This is a genomic window from Agromyces italicus DSM 16388 (genome assembly GCF_000421545.1).
In the GTDB taxonomy this organism is placed as follows: Bacteria; Actinomycetota; Actinomycetes; order Actinomycetales; family Microbacteriaceae; genus Agromyces; species Agromyces italicus.
The window spans coordinates 256,867-276,379 of the sequence record NZ_ATXF01000006.1 but is presented as its reverse complement, the minus strand read 5'-3'; the positions used below and the strand labels follow the sequence as shown (position 1 = coordinate 276,379).

At 70.9% G+C, this 19,513-nt stretch carries 21 protein-coding genes and 1 tRNA gene; 12 read left to right on the top strand and 10 right to left on the bottom strand.

All coding sequences use genetic code 11. The features are described from left to right. The first annotated feature begins 29 nt into the window (after nt 1–29). The 5 genes from H516_RS0109325 (at nt 30) to H516_RS0109305 (ending at nt 2,877) form a co-directional block, all read left to right on the top strand. Nucleotides 30–428, top strand: coding sequence for an MmcQ/YjbR family DNA-binding protein (locus H516_RS0109325; RefSeq protein ID WP_022889450.1), 399 nt, complete (start codon nt 30–32; stop codon nt 426–428). 134 nt (nt 429–562) lie between these two features. Continuing rightward, nucleotides 563–635: transfer RNA gene (locus H516_RS0109320), tRNA-Arg, on the top strand. 340 nt (nt 636–975) lie between these two features. Then, the gene (locus tag H516_RS22710; RefSeq protein ID WP_022889449.1) at nt 976–2,319 is read left to right on the top strand and encodes a DUF998 domain-containing protein; all 1,344 of its coding nucleotides are present in this window, start codon (nt 976–978) and stop codon (nt 2,317–2,319) included. Then, the gene (locus H516_RS0109310) at nt 2,207–2,581 is read left to right on the top strand and encodes an Hsp20/alpha crystallin family protein (RefSeq protein ID WP_245561775.1); all 375 of its coding nucleotides are present in this window, start codon (nt 2,207–2,209) and stop codon (nt 2,579–2,581) included. Before H516_RS22710 ends, H516_RS0109310 begins: the two co-directional genes overlap by 113 nt. Next, nucleotides 2,578–2,877, top strand: a complete 300-nt coding sequence (locus H516_RS0109305) for a GNAT family N-acetyltransferase (RefSeq protein WP_022889447.1) — start codon at nt 2,578–2,580, stop codon at nt 2,875–2,877. The genes H516_RS0109310 and H516_RS0109305 overlap by 4 nt, the downstream gene beginning before the upstream one ends. Before the next feature lie 300 nt (nt 2,878–3,177). On the opposite strand, the gene H516_RS0109300 is transcribed toward H516_RS0109305, so the two are convergent. The 3 genes from H516_RS0109300 to upp form a co-directional block, all read right to left on the bottom strand. Beyond that, nucleotides 3,178–3,621 carry a MarR family winged helix-turn-helix transcriptional regulator gene (locus H516_RS0109300; protein WP_022889446.1) on the bottom strand — a complete coding sequence of 148 codons (444 nt, stop codon included), beginning with the start codon at nt 3,619–3,621 and terminating at the stop codon, nt 3,178–3,180. 411 nt (nt 3,622–4,032) lie between these two features. Beyond that, entirely contained in the window at nt 4,033–4,848 is an 816-nt protein-coding gene (locus H516_RS0109290; RefSeq protein ID WP_022889444.1) for a winged helix-turn-helix domain-containing protein, read from the bottom strand. 496 nt (nt 4,849–5,344) lie between these two features. Next, nucleotides 5,345–5,977 (bottom strand): uracil phosphoribosyltransferase, encoded by a 633-nt coding sequence (gene upp, locus H516_RS0109285; RefSeq protein WP_022889443.1) that lies wholly within the window; start codon nt 5,975–5,977, stop codon nt 5,345–5,347. Nucleotides 5,978–6,038: 61 nt separating this feature from the next. Here upp and tadA point away from each other — a divergent pair, with 61 nt between their 5' ends. Next, complete coding sequence (tadA, locus tag H516_RS0109280; protein WP_022889442.1) at nt 6,039–6,521, top strand: tRNA adenosine(34) deaminase TadA; 483 nt, start codon at nt 6,039–6,041, stop codon at nt 6,519–6,521. On the opposite strand, the gene H516_RS19390 is transcribed toward tadA, so the two are convergent. Further along, the gene (locus tag H516_RS19390; RefSeq protein WP_022889441.1) at nt 6,440–7,738 is read right to left on the bottom strand and encodes an MFS transporter; all 1,299 of its coding nucleotides are present in this window, start codon (nt 7,736–7,738) and stop codon (nt 6,440–6,442) included. The genes tadA and H516_RS19390 overlap by 82 nt on opposite strands. A gap of 131 nt (nt 7,739–7,869) precedes the next feature. Between H516_RS19390 and H516_RS19385 the strand changes: the two genes are divergently transcribed. Beyond that, nucleotides 7,870–8,784 carry a winged helix-turn-helix transcriptional regulator gene (locus H516_RS19385; protein WP_051138777.1) on the top strand — a complete coding sequence of 305 codons (915 nt, stop codon included), beginning with the start codon at nt 7,870–7,872 and terminating at the stop codon, nt 8,782–8,784. Nucleotides 8,785–8,944: 160 nt separating this feature from the next. On the opposite strand, the gene H516_RS0109265 is transcribed toward H516_RS19385, so the two are convergent. Continuing rightward, a complete protein-coding gene (locus H516_RS0109265; RefSeq protein WP_022889439.1) occupies nt 8,945–9,907 on the bottom strand; it encodes a cation diffusion facilitator family transporter in 963 nt (320 codons plus the stop codon). 24 nt (nt 9,908–9,931) lie between these two features. Here H516_RS0109265 and proC point away from each other — a divergent pair, with 24 nt between their 5' ends. The 3 genes from proC to H516_RS22135 all read left to right on the top strand — a co-directional run bounded on the left by proC (nt 9,932) and on the right by H516_RS22135 (nt 12,515). After that, entirely contained in the window at nt 9,932–10,795 is an 864-nt protein-coding gene (proC, locus tag H516_RS0109260) for a pyrroline-5-carboxylate reductase (protein WP_033197054.1), read from the top strand. After that, a complete protein-coding gene (locus H516_RS20935) occupies nt 10,792–12,132 on the top strand; it encodes a beta-N-acetylhexosaminidase (protein WP_022889437.1) in 1,341 nt (446 codons plus the stop codon). Before proC ends, H516_RS20935 begins: the two co-directional genes overlap by 4 nt. A gap of 173 nt (nt 12,133–12,305) precedes the next feature. Continuing rightward, on the top strand, nt 12,306–12,515 hold the full coding sequence (locus tag H516_RS22135; RefSeq protein WP_157432211.1) for a family 20 glycosylhydrolase: 210 nt from the start codon (nt 12,306–12,308) through the stop codon (nt 12,513–12,515). Between the two features lie 50 nt (nt 12,516–12,565). On the opposite strand, the gene H516_RS0109250 is transcribed toward H516_RS22135, so the two are convergent. The 3 genes from H516_RS0109250 to H516_RS21315 form a co-directional block, all read right to left on the bottom strand. Continuing rightward, nucleotides 12,566–14,083, bottom strand: coding sequence for a SulP family inorganic anion transporter (locus H516_RS0109250; RefSeq protein ID WP_022889436.1), 1,518 nt, complete (start codon nt 14,081–14,083; stop codon nt 12,566–12,568). A gap of 184 nt (nt 14,084–14,267) precedes the next feature. Then, nucleotides 14,268–15,020 carry a cytochrome c biogenesis CcdA family protein gene (locus H516_RS0109245; protein WP_022889435.1) on the bottom strand — a complete coding sequence of 251 codons (753 nt, stop codon included), beginning with the start codon at nt 15,018–15,020 and terminating at the stop codon, nt 14,268–14,270. A 14-nt stretch (nt 15,021–15,034) separates the two neighbouring features. Further along, entirely contained in the window at nt 15,035–15,535 is a 501-nt protein-coding gene (locus H516_RS21315) for a thioredoxin family protein (protein WP_022889434.1), read from the bottom strand. 154 nt (nt 15,536–15,689) lie between these two features. On the opposite strand from H516_RS21315, the gene H516_RS0109235 reads away from it, so the two are divergent. Beyond that, nucleotides 15,690–16,490 carry an MTAP family purine nucleoside phosphorylase gene (locus H516_RS0109235; protein ID WP_022889433.1) on the top strand — a complete coding sequence of 267 codons (801 nt, stop codon included), beginning with the start codon at nt 15,690–15,692 and terminating at the stop codon, nt 16,488–16,490. Next, nucleotides 16,487–17,542, top strand: a complete 1,056-nt coding sequence (locus H516_RS0109230) for an NAD-dependent epimerase/dehydratase family protein (RefSeq protein WP_022889432.1) — start codon at nt 16,487–16,489, stop codon at nt 17,540–17,542. Before H516_RS0109235 ends, H516_RS0109230 begins: the two co-directional genes overlap by 4 nt. Here the strand turns inward: H516_RS0109230 and H516_RS0109225 are convergent. Both H516_RS0109225 and H516_RS0109220 read right to left on the bottom strand, forming a co-directional pair. Beyond that, nucleotides 17,539–18,684: a sensor histidine kinase gene (locus tag H516_RS0109225; RefSeq protein ID WP_022889431.1), complete on the bottom strand. Its 1,146-nt coding sequence runs from the start codon at nt 18,682–18,684 to the stop codon at nt 17,539–17,541. The two genes, H516_RS0109230 and H516_RS0109225, sit on opposite strands and share 4 nt — an antisense overlap. Further along, a complete protein-coding gene (locus H516_RS0109220; protein WP_084620573.1) occupies nt 18,671–19,417 on the bottom strand; it encodes a response regulator transcription factor in 747 nt (248 codons plus the stop codon). Before H516_RS0109220 ends, H516_RS0109225 begins: the two co-directional genes overlap by 14 nt. Between the last annotated feature and the right edge of the window lie 96 nt (nt 19,418–19,513).

Here is a 19,513-nt window from a genome sequence, read left to right as displayed (position 1 = left end):
GTGTCGGCGCCCGCGGGTAGGGTGGCGGCGTGGAGCATCCCCGGGTCGTCGATCCCGAGCACCCGCTGGTCGAACGCGTGCGCGCGCTCTGCCTCGCCCTGCCCGAGGCCGTCGAGGTCGAGGCGTGGGGGCGGCCGACGTTCCGGGCGGCGAAGCCGATCTTCGTGCACGTGTCGGCGAGCATGGAACGGCCGCTCTCCATCGTCGTGAAGACCGACCCCGACGAGCACCTCGCGCTCGTGCAGGACGGGCGGTTCTTCGGGCCCCCGTACTACGACCGCGCCAGGTGGGTCGCGACCGATCTCGACGGCCCCGCCACCGATTGGGAGTTGCTCGCCGAACTCATCGAGACCTCGTACCGGCAGGTCGCGAACCGCCGCCAGCTCGCCGCGCTCGATGCGCAGCGACCCGAGCACGCCGGCGGGTGAGACGATCCAGCGACGCCGTCCTCGCACGCTCGGCGGGCAGGGGCGGCACGACCGCTCGATTGGCGAGAACGCGAACGGTGCGTTAGAGTTACGTGGTTGCCTGATCGCAGATGATGCGGCAGGCGACGAGCCATGCGCCCGTAGCTCAATGGATAGAGCATCTGACTACGGATCAGAAGGTTGGGGGTTCGAGTCCCTCCGGGCGCACGGAAGAAGGCGGTTCGCAGCTTGCGAGCCGCCTTCACTGTTTTCTGCTCGGGGCTGCGGCTATCGGGGCGGCGGCGTATCGGGGCTGCGCGGCGGCCCACTCGGTGTTCACCGCCTGTGAATCAACTGCGCATGCAGTCAGCGACGCCATCCGCGTGGTGACAGCTGTCTGAGGCGGTCACTAGGCTCGCCTCAGGCTTGGTTCCCGTTGATCGAGGTTCGACCCATGAGGGTTGTGTGTGCGAGGGAGTTCCCCGTCTCGTCAGCCTCGGGAGTCGCGTCGCGTTTCGACGCGATGCACCACCCGAGGAGAGCCGACCATGAGGGGCATGGTCGGCCGGTGGTCGAGCCCCCGAGCCACGAATCGATGCATCCGGGCCGCCTCGTCTCGCTCGTGCGTCGGCTCTACGCGCTGCTCATCGCCGCGGCGATCTCGGTCGTCCTCGCCCGCGCGTTCGCGCCCGCCGCGCTCGATCCCGCGAGTGCCCTCGACGTCGTCGGGCTCATTCCCGCGCTCGCGGGCGGTGCGGCGGTGTGTGCTGCGCTCACCGCCGTCTCCGCGTCGCACGCGGGTCTCGCCTCGATCGCGCACCTGCGCCTGCCCGGTCTCGGCCCGGGGCCCAGGGCGGTCGCCAACGGACTCACCTGGGCGGCGCTCGCGCTGCTCGCCGTGCACTTCACCGCGGCGGCCTTCGAGCCGCTGCCGGGCGGGCCCCGAACGATCGGCTGCCTGCTCGGGGCGGCCTTCGGCGTCGGCACGTACCGCCTGCATCGGCATGCCCTCGATCACGAGGCGTACCGCACCTTCAACCTCGTCGCGATGCTGCTCGCGGCCGGAAGTCTCGCGAGCATGAGCATCACCCCGACGGGCGACTGGTGGGCGCACAACTTCAGCACCCTCGGCACGTCGAACGACCTCGCCGCCGTCTGCTTCAACGTCGCCGTGGTCGTCTCGGGCGCGGGCATGGCGGGTCTCTCGGGCGCGCTCACCCGGGCGCTCGCGTTCGGCGCCTTCGCGATTCGGCGAGGGGCGCGTACGACGATGCGAGTGCTCATCGGGCTCGTCGGATTCGGGCTCATGGGTGTCGGCACGGTGCCGATCGACCGCCAGGCCGAGCTGCACAACGCCTTCGCGCTCGGCGCCGCCCTCGCGTTCGCGCTCCTGTGCGTCGGGGCCCGGTGGTACGCGCGGCGGTTGCCGCGTCGGCTCCTCGTGTTCTCGTACGCCGCGCTGGCGCTCGAGCTCGTGGCGATGGCGGGCTACGACGCGCTCGGCTGGTTCAGCCTGACGGTCTTCGAGATCATCGCGTTCGCGCTCGTCTTCGCCTGGCTGATCGCGCTCGTCGCGACGACCTCCGGCCACCATCACGGTCACGGCCGTTCGCTGTCGGCGCACGCCGGGGCGGAATCCTCCGACGGGCGCAGCGTTGGGTTCGGTAGAGAGTTGAGTCGAGATGGCTCAAGAAAACCGATCAGGAGGAAAGATGGCCACCGCATACGACCCGTTCCGCGACCTCGACCGAGTCGCGTCGGCGCTGTTCGAGCCCCGCCGCGGGCCGCGGCGCATGCCGATGGATCTCTACCGAGACGGCGACCACTACGTGCTCACCGCCGACCTGCCGGGCATCGACCCCGGCTCCGTCGACATCGACGTGGACGGCCAATTGCTCACGATCCGGGCTGAGCGCACGCTCACCACCGGCGACGGCGTCAAGTGGATCACGCGCGAGCGCGAGGCCGCGTCGTTCCTGCGCCAGCTGAACCTCGGTCAGGGCGTCGACACCGAGCGCATCTCGGCGAGCTACCGCAACGGCGTGCTGAGCGTCACCATTCCGGTCAGCGAGAAGGCGAAGCCGCGCAAGATCGCGGTCGAGCAGACGGATGCCTCGGGCACCGAGTCGACCGCGAGCGATCGCGTCGGGCCGGTCGAACCGGTAGAGCCGTGAGCGACGCCGGCGGGGCGGTCGAGATCACGCGACTCGACGATCGGCACCGCTACGAGCTCGTGGTCGACGGCGCGCGCGCCGGCTTCGCCCAGTACCGCCTCGAACCCGGGAGGGTGGTGTTCACCCACACCGTCATCAAGCCCGAGTACGAGGGCCGCGGGCTCGGCAGCCGGCTCGCGAAGCACGTGCTCGACGAGGCGGTGGCCCGGGGGGAGCGGATCGTCCCCGAATGCCCGTTCATCGCGGCATATCTTCGCCGTCACGGCGACTACGAGGCAACCGTCGACTGGCCCTGAGCGGGCTGTTCGGCAGCTCGGTGCGGAATCACCCCCTGTTGGGGGCGGTGCGGGGCGAGCGTCGCAGGATTACGATTTCGATCACAACCCGAGTCCGACCGGACCGGCCGGTCATGCCTCGACGGCCGAGCGATCGGAGTGTCCCTCTCGATCGCTCGGGTCAGGCTCGCCGAGCTCAGTTCGGGTCGCTCGGTGAGAAGGTCTCCTCAGGAGACCGCGATGGGGTGGGAGGTAGGGTTCCCACCCCGTCGTCATGCCCGCTCGTGCCGGCTCGGGCCGGCGCGGATGCTTCGACCCGGATCAGTCGCGAGCGGACTCGGGGCGCGCCCGGACGCTGAGTTCGGCGAGCTTCTGTAGCTCCTCCTCCGAGAGGGAGGCGCCGAACCGGCGGTGGATCGCGTCCATGTGCTGGATCGCGACACGGCGGAACAGGGCGAATCCGGCGTCGGTGATGCCGACGATCGTGCCGCGCCCGTCGTCGGGGTCGGGCTCCTTCACGACGAGGCCGCGTGCGGTGAGCCGGTCGATGAGCCGGCTGATGCTCGGCTGCGTGATCAGCGAGTTGCGATTGAGCTCTTTCAACCGGAGCCGTCGGCCGGGAGCGCGCGAGATGTTGAAGAGCACGTCGTACTCGTTCAGCGACATGAGTTCGGTCGGGAACTCCGCTGCCAGTTCTCGCATGGTCGTGACCTGGGTGCGGAAGAGCGCCTCCCATGCAGCGACCGTGAGTGCGCGTTCGGCCATCGGGGCTCCCTTCGTCAGCGACTCATCCAACATTAGGGAATCGGCGGAGGAAACGGTTGAGGGCCGGTCGTAGAGGCTGACGACCGACCCTCGCCCTTGCACCAAGAGTGTCCTGCAATCACATTCCGCGCCGTCCGCCACAGCAAACGTTCGGCGCACTTCCGAATATATAACGGATCGGTAACAGGCGCTAGTTATCGTTTCGTGATTTTTCGAAGAGGGGAGCTCAGAAGTGAAGACGAAGCTCCTCACGGGTCTCGCGCATCCGCTCACTTCGTCAGCGCGCGGCGATCTGCAGCGGCACCCGATCGAACTTGCAGGATGAGCCGACCGGCACACCCGTATTCGGCGCTGCCGGCCGGATGTTCCTGCAGCCGACCGGGCCGCGTGGGTCGGGGCTCGGTCGCGCGCTCAGTAGAGGTCGGGCGAGGGCGTGGAAGCCTGGCGGATCGACACGTCGGCGTGACGGTCGAAGCGGTACCCGACGCCGCGCACGGTGCGCACGATGTCCTGGTAGTGCGCGAGCTTCGAGCGGAGTCGGCGCACGTGCACGTCGATCGTGCGCTCGCTGGGCGCCTCGTCGTCGGCGTCCCAGAGGCTCTCGATGAGCTCGTGGCGGTCGATCGTGCGGCCCTCGCGCAGCACGAGGTACTGGAGCAGTTCGAACTCCTTGTAGGTGAGGCCGGCCGCATCGCCGTCGAGCAGCACCCGCTTGCGCGAGATGTCGATGATGACCCCGTTGGGGTGGCGGTCGGCGTCGTCGCGGGTGCCGCCCTGCGCCTCGCGCTGCTTCGCGAGTGCGGACGGGTCCTGGAGGGCGAGGCGCACGACGTCGACGTCGCGTCCGCCGGCGCCTTCGGGGGCCAGCGCGACGGCGGCGTACGTCTCGGACGAGGGCGAGACCTCGGCGGTCAGCGCGCGCAGCGCCTCGACGATGCGGTGGAGGGTGGTGCCGTCCTCGGCGGCCTTCGACTCGTCGATGCCGACGTAGAGCACGAAGCCGCGGGCCTCGGTGCCCTCGGGCACGGCGCGGACACGGGGCCCTGCGGGAGCGGCAGCCGACGCCGCAACGGTGGGCGCGACGTGAGCGGCGGCGAGATCGGCGGCCGCCGCGTTCGAGAGCGAGCGGAGCGGAGCGGCCGAGGCGGCGGTCGACAGCGACGGAGCGGTGCGGGCCTGGACGGCGCGGACGGGAGCGGTGCGGACGGGAGCGAGTGCGAGAGACATGACGGGGATCCTTGTGTCGGAGGGTGCTGCAGGAGACCCCGATCTGCGGGGTCTGAACGAATGGCCGATCGGCCTGGCGAACCCGAGATCGGCGGGTTCAGTGGAGTCCGTGCCGATCGGGATGCTGATCGGCTGCGTGACTCGGCGGAGGGGTCGCGGTCAGCGGCACATTCGACAACACATGGGTGCACGCGACGACATCATCATGTCGTTCGTCCTGAGAGCGCCGGGGGCGGTCAGGGTGCGTGCGTTGTCAGTCATGGGTGCGAGTAAATCCGACGGTCGGGCATGTGTCAATTCATGACCCTCGGATGACGGGGTGTGACGTCGCAGTGGGTGCGCGTCAGCGCGAGGCATACGGAGGAATCAGGCGACCCGATGCCACGCATGAAAGATTCTGCGATCAGATACGAATCTAGAGAATCTTCCGCACTCGATCTGCGCTCCGGCGTGTCGAGGCGTGAAGAATCTGCGAAGAGGATGCCTCGGGGCGCGCTTATACCGTGCCGTAGAGGCGGTCGCCCGCGTCGCCGAGACCCGGCACGATGAAGCCGTGCTCGTTGAGGCGCTCGTCGACCGCGCCGAGCACGATGGTGACCTCGCGGCCGTGCATCGCCTTCTCGACCGCCTCGAGACCCTCGGGCGTGCCGAGGATGCAGATGGCCGTCACGTCGTCGGCGCCGCGCTGGAAGAGGTACTCCATCGCCGCGGCGAGCGAGCCGCCCGTCGCGAGCATCGGGTCGAGCACGAAGCACTGCCGCCCCGAGAGGTCGTCGGGCAGGCGCTCGGCGTAGGTCGCCGGTTCGAGCGTCTCTTCGTTGCGCGCCATGCCGAGGAACCCGACCTCGGCCGTCGGCACGAGCTTCACCATGCCCTCGAGCATGCCGAGGCCCGCCCGCAGGATCGGGACGACGAGCGGCTTCGGCTCGGCGATGCGCACGCCTGTCGTCGGTGCCACCGGTGTCTCGATCTCGACCGGCGTGACGCGCACGTTGCGCGTGCCCTCGTAGGCGAGCAGGGTCATCAGCTCTTCGACGAGCGCGCGGAAGACGGGTGACGGGGTGTTCACGTCGCGGAGCACCGTCAGCTTGTGGGTGATGAGCGGGTGATCGGCAACGTGGACTCGCATAGGCTTGATTCTAGTTTGCGGGGGTCTGCTCCCGTCAGGGGCTCGGCGAGGGGAGAGCGGCATGGATGCTTCGGGGCCGGCGATCCACCGCGAGTGGATGCGACTCGCGCTCGCCGAGGCGGCCGAGGCTCCGGCGACCCGAGACGTGCCGGTCGGCGCCGTGGTGGTCGACCGCGACGGCCGCGTCATCGCGTCGAGTCGCAATGAGCGCGAGTTGCACGGCGACCCCACCGCGCACGCCGAGGTGCTCGCGCTGCGACGCGCGGCCGAGGCGACCGGCGACTGGCGACTCGAGGGCTGCACGCTCGTCGTCACGCTCGAGCCGTGCGTCATGTGCGCCGGGGCGATCCTCGCCGCACGGGTGCCGACCGTCGTCTTCGGCGCCTGGGACGAGAAGGCCGGCGCCGCCGGATCGCTCTACGACGTGCTGCGCGACCGACGGCTCAATCATCGGGTCGAGGTCTACGCGGGTGTCGAGGCCGAGGCATCCGCAGCGCTGCTGCTCGAATTCTTCGAGGACCCGCTGCGCCGCCCCTCGTCGTAGTCGTCGAGGTCGCGCAGTCGCCGGACGGGGCTGAACCACACGATGATCGGGGCGAGCAGCAGGACGAACGCCGAGCCCAGCAGCACGGCCCGGCTGCCCACCTGCTCGGCGAGCAGGCCGGCGACGACGGCGCCGAGCGGGATCATGCTCCATGAGACGAAGCGCACGGTCGCCATGACGCGCGAGAGCAGCTCGGGCGGACTCGCCACCTGCCGGTAGGTGCGCGTCACGACGCTGCCGGGCACCACCGACGCGCCGAACACGAGGGTGCCGATCGCGAAGCACAGCCAGCCGACGGCGCCGGCGCCGAGTGGGATGAGCACGGCCCCGGCGAATCCGATCAGCCCGTCGACCAGCAGCACCCGCGCCGACCCGAACCGGCGCACGAGCCACGGCGTGGCCGCCGCGGCCATCAATGAGCCCAGGCCGTCGGCGGCGAGCAACAGCCCGACCATGGCCGGCGGCGCCTCGAGCTCGCGCACCAGGTACACCGCGAACAGGCCGGCCTGTACGCCGCACACGAGGTTGACGGCGCACGCCCACCAGGTGGCCGGTGCCATCACCGGGTGCCGCACCACGAACCGCCAGCCCTCGGCGATCATCGCTCGCATCCCCGGCCGCTCCCGCCCGTCGACGGGTGCGGGCTCGCGCCGCTCGGGCAGCCGCCGAAGCAGCAGGGCCGACGCGAGATAGGAGACTGCGTCGACGAGGAGGGCGGGGACCGCGCCGATCGCCTGCACGAGCAGGCCGGCGGCGGACGGGCCGCCCAGCTGGGTCGCGGCCTGAGTGCCCGAGACGAGGCTGTTGCGGCTCGTCAGTTCGTGCCTCGGCACGACGGAGGGCAGGAACGTCGTGTTGGCCGTGAAATAGATCACCTCGGCGACGTTGACCGCGAGGGCCGTGATGACGAGGTGGGCGAGCGAGAGTTCGCCCAGCCACCAGGCCAGCGGCACGGTGAGGATCGCCGTCGCCCGCACCAGGTCGGCGACCACCTGCGTGGCGCGGAGCGGCAGCCGATGCACGATCGCGCCGGCCGGCAGGCCGAGCACCACCCAGGCAAGGTACGACGACGCGGCGAGCAGGCCCGTCTCGATCGGGCCGGCCCCGAGCACGGTCACGGCCGTGAGGGGCAGCGCGACGGCGGTGACGGCGGTGCCGATGCCGCTCGTCGTGCTCGCGGTCCAGTAGATCCAGAATGGCCGTGCGCTCGTGGCCATCGGCCACCTCCTCGGTCGGGGCGAGCCGCGCGGGAAGAGGCGAGCTCGAGTCGTCACTGGTAAGTTTCATAATGGAACTTACACGACGGGCCGGATGGACACATCCTCCGCTCGGCGGGAGGATGGAGACCATGCGCCGCGAGGACCTCACCGACAGCTCGTGCGGCATCGCGCAGTCGCTCGGCGTCGTCGGCGACTGGCAGAGCCTGCTGATCGTGCGTGAAGCCGCCGCGGGGGTCACTCGATTCGAGGGTTTCGACCGCGAGCTCGGGCTCTCGCGCCGTGCACTCGCCGAGCGGCTGGGATCGCTCGTCGAGCACGGCGTGCTCGAGAAGGTGCCGTACTCGGCCCGCCCGCTGCGCCACGACTACCGGCTCACCCCGAGCGGCGAGGGGCTGCTTCCGACGCTGCTCGCGTTGCAGGAGTGGGGGACGAGGTTCGTCAGCGGCGACGGCAGCCTGAGCGGCGCACTCGGCGACGGCGATCTGGTGCGCGCTCGCGCCCTCGAGGGCACCCAGGTGCCCGACGTCGTCCTCGAGGCGCACGACGGATCCGCGGTGCGCCTCGTCGACCCCGACCGCTGGACGGCCCTCTTCTTCTTCCCGGGCGCGTACGCCCCCGGCACCCACGGCTATCCGCCGCGATGGGGTGAGGTGCCGGGCACCGCCGGCTGCACGCTCGAATGCGTGACGTACGCACGGCGGCACGCCGACCTCGGGGCGGCCGGCGCACGCGTGCTCGGGGTGAGCACCCAGCATCCCGACCAGCTCGCGGCGTTCGCGACGCACGCCGAGCTGCCCTACCTGCTCGCCTCCGACCAGGACGGGCTCGCGGCGTCCGCGTTGCGGCTGCCCGTGTTCCGGGCCGGCGGCGCCGACCGGCTGAAGCGCGTCACCCTGCTGGTCGACCCCGAGGGCGTGGTGCGTCACGTGCAGGCACCGGTCACCGACCCCGCGCAGTCCGTCGACGACGTGCTCGCGCTGGTGCGCGACCTCGTCCCCCCTGCCGGCTGGCTCGCGAGCAACGACGGCGGAACGCACTTCTGACGTCGAGCCTCCCCGGCTAGCGGGGCCGCCGGCCCCCGCTGCGCTCGGGTGGCCGGGTGTGCAGGACAAAGGCCGCTTTACAGGACGATTCTCAAGAGAACTGTCCTGTAAAGCGGCCTTTGTCCTGTAAACCCCGCGGCGGATGTCGCGAGAGCCGGGCCTACTCGAGGCCCTTGATGACGATCGCGTCGGTCGGCGGCGCAGGCAGGTTCGGCTCGACGTAGACGTCGGGCTCGATGTAGATGACGCGGGCCGCCGGCACAGCGGCGCGGATGCGCTGCTCGATCGCGTTCGTCGCGGCGGCGACCTCGAGCAGGCGCTGGTCGGCGGCGAAGCCGAGCTTCGCGGCGACGAGCAGCTCGTCGGGCCCCAGGTACAGGGTCTTCATGTGGATGATGCGCTCGGCCTCGGGGCCCGCGACGATCGCCTGTTCGATCTTCTCGATGTCGTCGTCGCTCGCGCCCTCGCCGACGAGCAACGACTTCGTCTCGATGCCGAGCACGATCGCGACGAGCACGAGCAGCGTACCGATCATGAGCGTGCCGATCGCGTCGAACAGCGGGTTGTCGGTGATGACCGTGAGGCTCACGGCGGCGAACGCGAAGACGAGGCCGATCAGGGCCGCCACGTCTTCGAGGAGCACGACCGGCAGCTCGGGAGCCTTCGCGCGCCGCACGAACTGCACCCAGCTCTGGCGCCCGCGCACGTGGTTCGACTCCTTCACCGCCGTGCGCAGCGAGAACGACTCGAGCACGATCGCGATCCCGAGCACGAGCAGCGGCAGCCAGGCGTTCTCGAGCTCGTGCGGGTTCGTCAGCTTCTCGACGCCCTCGTAGATCGAGAAGATGCCGCCGACCGAGAACAGGATGATCGAGACGACGAACGCGTAGACGTAGCGCTCGCGACCGTACCCGAACGGGTGCTCCTTGTCGGCGGCCCTGCGGGCCTTGCGGCCGCCGAGGATGAGCAGCAGCTGGTTGCCGGCGTCGGCGACCGAGTGCACAGCCTCGGCGAGCATCGAGGCGGACCCCGAGAAGAACCATGCGATGAACTTCGTCAGGGCGATGCCCGTGTTGGCGAGGAAGGCCGCGATGATTGCTTTGGTGCCGCCGGATGCGCTCATGCGGTCAATCCTAGGATGGTCGCCATGAGCATCGAAGCATCCGAGCCAGCGACCGTGACCCTGCCCGCGATCGCCTTCCTCGGGGCGGGCGCCATGGCCGGCGCCGTGATCTCGGGGCTGCGCCGGCCGGGCGTCGTCGTCGACGGAGGCATCCGCACCACGAACCGCACCGCCGGGAAGGCCGCGACCTTCGCGGGCGTCGACGGCATCACCGCCTACGCCACCGAATCGGATGCCGCGGCGAACCGTCGCGCGGTCGTCGGCGCGAAGCTCGTGGTCGTCGCGGTGAAGCCCGCGATGGTGCCCGATCTTCTTCGCGAGATCGCCGGTGTGCTCGAACCGGGCACGGTCGTCGTCTCGGTCGCAGCCGGAGTCACTGTCGCGACGTTCGAGGAACTGCTGCCCGCCTCGGTCTCGGTGATCCGCTCCATGCCGAACACCCCCGCCGTCGTGGGCCGGGCCGTCACCGGTGTGTCGGCCGGCACGCGTTCGAGCGACGAGGACCTCGCGCTCGCCGTGACGATGTTCGAGACCGTCGGCGAGGTGCTCGTCGTACCCGAGTCGCAGCTCGACGCCCTCTCGACGATCTCGGGCTCGGGACCGGCGTACGTCTTCTACCTGATCGAGCAGTTCACCGCGACGGCGATCGGCAAGGGATTCACGCCCGAACAGGCGGCACTCATGGTGCAGGGAACGTTCCGCGGCGCGAGCGAGCTGCTCGCGACCTCGGGGGAGGATCCGGCCGAGCTCCGCCGTCGGGTGACGAGTCCGAAGGGAACCACCGAGCGCGCAGTTGCCGTGCTCGAGGAGGCCGCGCTCGAGCAGATCTTCGATCGTGCCACCGACGCAGCCCTCGCCCGCGCCCGCGAGATGGCGGCGGGCGCATGAGCGGGCGGGGTTTCGAGACGCGTCCTCCTGCGTCGGGCGCTCCTCAACCCGCCGGGGCGGGAGCCGCAGGTCTCCGGCTCGACGGCGAGCCCCGCTTCGCCTGGCGCGGCGTCATGCTCGACGTGGCACGGCGCTTCCGCCCCGTGGCCGATCTCGAGCGATTCATCGAGCTGCTCGCCGACCACGGCCTCAACGTGCTGCAACTGCATCTCACCGATGACCAGGGCTGGCGCTTCGAGGTGCGCGCCTACCCCCGCCTCACCGAGGTCGGCGGGCGGCGCTCGCAGACGCAGCTCGGGCACGGGCCGCGCTCGACGCTCGACGGCGTGCCGCATGAGGGCTGGTACACCCAGCACGAACTGCGAGGGCTCGTGCGATTCGCGGCGGAGCGTGGCATCCGCATCGTGCCCGAGATCGACGTACCGGGGCACGCGCAGTCGATCCTCGCCGCGTATCCCGAGTTCGGGGTCGGCGGGGCCGACGCCGTGCGCGAGCGCGTCGCAGAGCCGTGGCCGCGCTTCGGTGTCAGCGACGAGGTGCTGAACGTCGAGGACGCGACGCTCGAGTTCATCGGCACGGTGTTCGACGAGCTGTGCGAGGTGTTCGACTCGGAGCTCGTCGGCCTCGGCGGCGACGAGGTGCGTAAAGACCGGTGGCGCGGTGACGAGCGCACGCAGCAGCTCATGGTCGAGCGCGGGCTCGCCGACGAAGATGAGTTGCAGTCGTGGTTCCTCGCGCAGATCGCCGATCGGGTGCGCGGGCACGGTCGCCGCGTCGTCGGCTGGGACGAGATGCTCGAGGGCCGCGACCCGGCACCCGACGCCGTCGTCGCCTCGTGGCGCGGGCCTGTCGGCGCCGAGCTCGGCGCCCGGCTCGGGCACGAGGTCGTGCTCTGCCCCGACCTGTGGACGTACTTCGACTACCGCCAGTCCGAGCGGGACGACGAGCCGATCCCCGTCGGCACCGTGCTCTCGCTCGAGGACGTCGGCACCTTCGACCCCGTGCCGGCCGGCGCACCGAGGTGGTTCGCCGACCGCGTGGTCGGCGTGCAGGCGAATGTCTGGTGCGAGCACCTCGACGGTCGCGACCGACTCGACTACGCAGTGTTCCCGCGGCTCGGCGCGTTCGCCGAGGTCGCGTGGAACGGCGGCCCGCTCGACTGGTCCGACTTCGAGGGCCGGCTGCCGTCGTACCTCGCGTGGCTCGAAGAGCAGGGCGTCGACTACCGACCGCTCGCCGGACCCCGGCCCGAGCAGCAGCGCCCGGGCGTGCCCGGCGTGCCGCGCGACCGCGCCGACCGGCTCGCCGAGCTCGCCCGCCTCACCGCGAACCTCTGAGCCTGCGCTCGATCATCTCGAGCTCGTTCGAATCGGTGCCGGGTTCGCGCGTACGCGACTCGATCGCCGCGAGGTTCGGTTGCGGATGCCGCGGAGGAGCCGATCTCGGCGGGCACCGTGCTCTCGCCCGGGGATGTCTCGACCTTCGGCCCTGTGCCCACGGATGCGCCCGAATGGTATGCCGAGCGCATCGCGGGGGGCAGGTCTGGACCGAGCACCTCGACACGCGCGAGCGGCTCGACTACGCCGTGTCCCCGAGGCTCGGGGCGTTCGCCGAGGTCGCCTGGAACGGCGGGCCGCTCGGCCGCGTTCGCCGAGCGGCTGCCCGGCTACCTTGTGTGGCTCGACCAGCGGGGCGTCGACTACCGTCCGCTCGACGGTAGCCTCCCGGCATCGAACCGGCCGGGGGCTTCTCGCCCGTCTTGCCCCGCGTTCAGTGACCGCCGAGACGCCCGGCGAGGCGCTGATGCATGGCCGCGCTCGCGTCGTTCAAACCGACGATCACTGCGCGCTTGCCGTGATGCTCGTATTTCGTGGTGATCGCGTCGAGGGCGGCGACGGTCGAGGCATCCCAGATGTGAGAGTTCGACAGGTCGATGACGACGCGATCAGGGTCGCTCGCGTACTCGAACTGCGTGGTGAGGTCGTTCGACGAGGCGAAGAACAGTTCGCCCTCGACACGGTAGTTCACGGTGGGGACGCTGGCTTGCTCGTCGATGCTCCGCTCGACGGTGGCGAAGTGCGCGACGCGGCGGGCGAACGCGACCATCGCGACGATCACGCCGACGATGACGCCGATCGCCAGGTTGTGCGTCGCGACGACGACGACGACGGTGGCGACCATGACGGCGGTCTCGCTCTTCGGCATCCGCTTCAGGGTGCTCCAGCGGATCGAATGCCAGTCGAAAGTGGCGACCGAGACCATGATCATGACGGCGACGAGCGCGGCCATGGGGATGATCGCGACGAGGTCGCCGAGCACGACGACCAGAATGAGCAGGAACACGCCGGCGAGGAAGGTGGAGATGCGGGTTCGGGCGCCCGACACCTTCACGTTGATCATGGTCTGCCCGATCATCGCGCAGCCGCCCATGCCGCCGAACAGGCCCGACAGCACGTTCGCGGCGCCCTGCCCGAGCGCCTCACGGGTCTTGCGTGAACGGGTGTCGGTGACGTCGTCGACGAGTTTGGCGGTCATGAGCGACTCGAGCAGTCCGACGAGCGCCATCGCGAGTGCGTACGGGGCGATGGTCGTGAACGTCTCCCACGTGAGCGGAACGTTCGGGATGAACAGTTCGGGCAGGCTCTCGGGCAGCTCGCCCTGATCGCCGACCGTGGGCACATTGAGCCCGACGGTCACGACCGCCGCCGTGATGAGGACGATCGACACGAGCGGAGCGGGCACCACCTTGGTGAGCTTCGGGAAGAAGACCATGATGAGCAGGCCCGCCGCGACGAGCGGGTAGACCATCCACGGCACGTCGATCAACTGGGGGAGCTGAGCCGTGAAGATCAGAATGGCGAGCGCATTGACGAAGCCCACCATCACGCTGCGCGGGATGAACCGCATGAGCTTCGCGACGCCGACCGCGCCGAGGACCAACTGGAAGACCCCGGCGAGGATGACGGTCGCGATGAAGTAGTCCATGCCGTACTCGCGCGCGACCGGCGCGATCACGAGCGCCACCGCGCCGGTCGCGGCGGTGATCATCGCGGGTCGACCACCGAGGAAGGCGATCGAGACCGCCATCACGAAGGAGGAGAACAGGCCCACGCGCGGGTCGACGCCGGCGATGATCGAGAACGAGATCGCCTCGGGGATCAGGGCGAGTGCGACGACCAGGCCGGCGAGCACCTCCTTCGTGAGCAGGCGCGGGGTTCGCAGCGCGGTCAGGACCGACGGTTCGGCTCGGTATCGTTCGGGCGCGGCGGAACGCGGCGTGATCGCCAAGATCGGGTCTCCAGGTCGGGGCAGGGTTCTCGGGAACCAGTGGATAGAGTCGAGGGTCGAGCGCCCCGTTGCGCGAGGACCGAGGATGAAGGGCACCGTCGAGCGGCGCCTGCGAACTCCACCCTACGGTGCGTGGTCGACAGCGACGAGCGCAGGCCTCGACTTCAATGTCGGCCGGGCTCGGTCATCCCGCGCCGATCAGCTCCTCGAGCCGGGCGATCGGATCGTAGAGCCCTGCGTCGAGGATCCACGTCTGAAGCTGCTTGTCGAAGCCTGCGATCACGACGATGCCGACGAGCACGAAGACCGCCCCGACCGTGCGGCGGAACCACCCGAGGGGGTTCGCAAGCCAGCCGAGCCGCCGCACGAGCGCCCGCCCGAGCAGGGCGACGAGCAGCAGCATGCCGGCGAGGCCGGCCGCGTACGCGAGGATGTAGAGCAGACCTTCGCCGAACGAGACCGGCAGCACCGCCGCGACGATGAGGGCGTAAGTGGGGCTGCAACTCGAGAACACCGGGCCGAGCGCAGCGCCGGTCAGCACGTCGCCCGTGAAACTCTGCCGTGAGACCGAGCGGTCGAGCGCCGCGCCGCTGCGGGCCGACAACCGGAGCGCCGACGAGATGCGGTCCCATACGGCGGGGAACAGCAGGTCGAGGCCGAGCAGCACGACGATGCCGCCCGACACGAGCTGCCACACCTGGGGCGGCACCCCGAGCAGCACCGTCGTCGCCTTCAGCAGCAGCGTGAACAGCACGACGCTCGCGGCGAGCGACGCCGCGATGACGTACGGCCGCCAGCGCGCCCGCCGAGCGTCGCCGCTCCCGCCGTCGCCTCGCACGATCGCACCGCCGGCGACGACCGGCAGCAACGGCAGCACGCAGGGCGCAGCGACCGTCAGCACGCCGGCGGCGAAGCTGAGGTAGAGGGTCGCGGTCACGGGATCGGCGTCGGTCAGGGCATCGCTGCGCGCAGCGACTCGATCGACGGGTCGTCGTAGAGCACGGTGCTCGAGATCAGGTCGCCGCGGTCGTCGACGAAGACGATCGTGGTCTGCAGGGTCACCTCGTAACGTTGCCGGAGGTCGGTGCGCGAGTCGTAGTCGACCTTGAACACGGTGAGGCCGTCGGGCGGGCCTTCGGCGCGCAGCTCCTCATCGAGGGCGCGGCACTTCGGGCACCAGCTCGCGTGGAAGAACAGGGCCTTCGGCCCTGCCGTCGCCTCGATCGCACCGTCTTCGTAGTCGAGATAGGCGCCGGCGGGCGCGGGTGGTTCGGATGCCTCGGGGGAGGCCTCGCCCGTCGGCGTCGCCGCGGCCGGCGGCGTCGTCTCCACGGACTCGCTCGTGCTCGCGGTCGGCCCCGCGCCCGGGGCATCCGTAGTCATCGTGGAGCAACCGGTGACCGCAAGCGCGCCGAGCAGGAGGGGAACGATGGTGAGTGTGCGTAATCGCATGGTTCGGTCGTCCTCACGGTCGGGGCTGGGCGCCACGATCCGATTCCACGGTAGGCCGCAACGGGCGGAGAATGGGTCCGCGCGGGGCAGCCGTCATGGGATCGTAAGGGAATTCAGGGGCCCGGGCCGCGGCAGGCGGGGCAGGGTGGGGAGCATGGCGAGCTCGGTGGGCGTGATCGGCGGCAGCGGGCTGGGCGACCTGGTCGGCGGCGACGGACGCCCGGTGGCCACACCGTACGGCGAGTGCACGGTGACCGTCGGCGAGCTCGGCGGCCGCGAGGTCGCGTTCATCGCCCGACACGGCGCGGGGCACACCGTGCCGCCGCACCGCATCAACGCGCGAGCGAACGTGTGGGCGCTGGCGCGCCTCGGCGTTCGGGCGGTCGTGTCGACTGCGGCGGTCGGCTCGCTCCGGCCCGAACTGGCCCCCGAGCGCTTCGCGATCGCCGACCAGCTCGTCGACCGCACGACCGCCCGGGCCGGCACCTACTTCGACGGCGCCGACGGGGTGGTGCGCCACGTGCCGTTCGCCGAGCCGTTCTGCCCCGAGCTTCGCGCGCTCGCCGCCGCGGCGATGCCCGACGCCGCCCCCGCCGCGACCGTCGCGGTGATCGACGGGCCGCGGTTCTCGACCGCGGCCGAATCGCGCATCCTGCGCGGGCACGGCGTCGATCTCGTCAACATGACCCTGTGCCCCGAAGTGGCGCTCGCCGCCGAGCTCGGCATGGGCACCGTCGCGCTCTGTTTCGTGACCGACACCGACGGCGGCATCTCGGCCGACGACCCCGACGCGGCGAGCGCCGAGCTCGTCTTCGGCCGTCTGACGGCCGCGAAGCCCCGCATCGCCGGGGCGCTCGAGCGCATCGTCGGGGCGGTGCCCGCCTCGTACGCCCCGCGCCCGCTGATCGACGACGACGCGATCGCGGCCGTGCTCGCCCGGCCCGTGGTGCGATGATGCTGCTCGTCACCGGCGGTGCGGGGTTCATCGGCCACGAGATCGTGCGACTCGCGGTCGCTGAGGGGCGACCGGTGCGGGTGCTCGACGCGCTGCGACCCGATGTGCACCGCGCGCCGCCGCAACCGATTCCCGGCGTCGAGTTCGTCCGCGGTGACATTCGCGACCCCGCGACGCTCGACCTGGTGTTGGGCGGGGTCGACGTCGTCTGCCATCAGGCGGCGAAGGTCGGACTCGGCGTCGACCTGGCCGACGCACCCGACTACGTGTCGACGAACGTGCTCGGCACCGCCGAGCTGGTCGCCGCGATGGGTCGCTCGGGCTGCGGATCGCTCGTGCTCGCCTCGTCGATGGTGGTCTACGGCGAGGGTGCCTATCGAGACGCGCAGGGCCGTCGGCGGCGCCCGGCGCCGCGCACCGCCGACGACCTCGAGGCGGGGCGGTTCGAGCCGCGCGACCCGGAGTCGGGTGCCCAGCTCGAGCCCGCGCTGATCGACGAGGACGACCGGCTCGACCCGCGCAACGGCTACGCCCTCACGAAGCTCGCCCAGGAGCACCTCGGTGCCGAGTGGGCGCGATCGACGGGCGGCGCGGTCGCGATGCTGCGGTACCACAACGTCTACGGCGTCGGGATGCCGCGCGACACGCCCTACGCCGGGGTGGCCGCGATCTTCCGCTCGTCGATCGCCCGCGGCCAGGCGCCGCGTGTCTTCGAGGACGGCGGACAGCGGCGCGACTTCGTGCACGTGCACGACGTCGCCCGGGCGAACCTCGCCGCGATCGACTGGCTCGGCGCGCGGGCGCCGTCGACGGTGCGCGCCTTCAACGTCGGTTCGGGCACGGTCACGACCGTCGGCGAGGTCGCGGCCGGGCTCGCCCGCGCGATGCACGGCCCGCCCCCGCAGGTCACGGGCGAGTACCGCCTCGGCGATGTGCGCCACATCACCGCCTCGTCGGCGCGGGCGCGCGAAGAGCTCGGCTGGTCGGCCGCGATCGACCTCGAGTCGGGCCTCCGCGAGTTCGCGGGCGCGAGTACGGACCGGGTGGTCTAGGCGCCGACCGGGGAGTCGAGCGGGAAGAGCAGATCGAATCGGCACCCGCCCGGCACGTTGCGCACGGCGACCTCGCCGCGGTGCGCGCTCATGATGCCCTTCACGATCGCGAGGCCGAGCCCGGCGCCGACCGAGGGCCCGGTCTCGAGCGAGGGCGTGCGCGCCTTCGATCCGCGCCAGGCCGGGTCGAACACGCGCTCGAGGTCGGCCTCGTCGATGCCGCCGCCGGCATCGATCACCGAGACCATCGCCCGGTCGTGCACGAGGTCGACGGCGACCGTGATGGGGGTGCCGTCGGGGGTGTGCTGGATTGCGTTCATGAGCAGGTTGCCGATGGCGCGCGACAGCTCTCGCGGGTCGGCCATGACGACGAGGTCGTGCGCGAGCGCCGCCTCGACCCGGATCTCGCGGCCCCGTGAGGCCGGCCGCAGATCGGCCACGGTGTCGCTCACGATGTCGGGCAGCGACACCTCCTCGAGCGAGAGACGCATCGCATCGGCGTCGATCTTCGACAGCTCGAAGAGGTCGTCGACCATGCTCGCGAGCCGATCGACCTGGAAGCGCATCTGGCGGTGGTACCGCTCGGGGTCGGGCGCGATGCCGTCCTCCAACGCCTCGGCCATCGCGCGGATCCCTGCGAGCGGGGTGCGCAGGTCGTGCGAGATCCAGGCGATGAGCTCGCGACGAGACGCCTCGATGCGCTGCTCGCGCTCGCGCGACTCGGCGAGCTTCGCGCTCGTCGCCACGAGCTCGTCGGCGAGGGCGTTCAACTCGCTGTTGGAGTAGCGGCCGGCGGATTCGAGCCGCTCGCCCGCGCCGATGCGGCGGGCCGCCGCCGACAGGGCGCGGGCGTTGCGCGCGACGAGGCCGCCGAGCACGGCGACGAGGCCGAGCGAGACGATGCCCGAGATCGCGGCGACCGCGACGGCCACCGTCAGATCGTGCTCCGAGAGGTACATCTCGTTCGCGACGCCGACCATGCTCGCCACGATCGAGGCGACGGCGGCGACCACGAGCACGCAGACCTGGAGCACGACCGAGGTGCGGCGCAGCAGGAGCAGCGCCGCGACGCCGACGGCGCCGACGACGGCCGAGAAGGCGAACGCGATGCCGGCGATCGCGAGGAGGTCAGCCCATGGCATCTTCAGCACCCATCGTGAATCGGTAGCCGACGCCCCACACGGTCGTCAGCATGGTCGGCGTGCGCGGGTCGCGCTCGATCTTCTCGCGAAGCCGCCGCACGTGCACCGTGACCGTGGAGAGGTCGCCGTACGTCCATCCCCACACGGTGCGCAGCAGGTCTTCTCGGCTGAACACCTGGTTGGGATGCTTCAACAGGAACTCGAACAGGTCGAACTCCCGGGTCGTGAGCGAGAGCTCGACGCCTCCTCGACGTGCGGTGCGCGCCGAGGGATCGAGCCGGAAGTCGCCGCATTCGAGCACGGGCGCGGGGGCGAACTCGTCGAGCGACCGGCGAAGCACCGACTGCGCGCGCAGCACGAGCTCGCGCGGGGAGAACGGCTTCGAGAGGTAGTCGTCGGCACCGGCCTCGAGACCCGCGATGCGGTCGTCTTCGGAGCCGAGGGCGGTGAGCAGGATCACCGGGGCGGCCGTCTGCTCGCGGAGCCGGCGGAACACCTCGAGCCCGTCGATGCCCGGCAGCATGCGATCGAGCACGACGAGGTCGGGCGCATGAGCCTGCACCGCGTGCAGCGCCGCGAAGCCGTCGCCGGCTTCGTCGACGACGAACCCCGAGGCGCGCAGGTAGCTCGAGGCCACCTCGGCCACGGTGGGGTCGTCGTCGACCAGCAGGACCCGTCGGCCCACGAGGTCTTCGTTGCCGATCGTCGACGGCGCAGCGGGAGACACGTTCACAGGGTACGTCCGCGCCGGTGCGGCGGGTTCGCGAACCCGGCATCCGTCCGAGTTCCGTAAGACTTGACGCGCCACCGGCGAGCACGCCGGACGTAG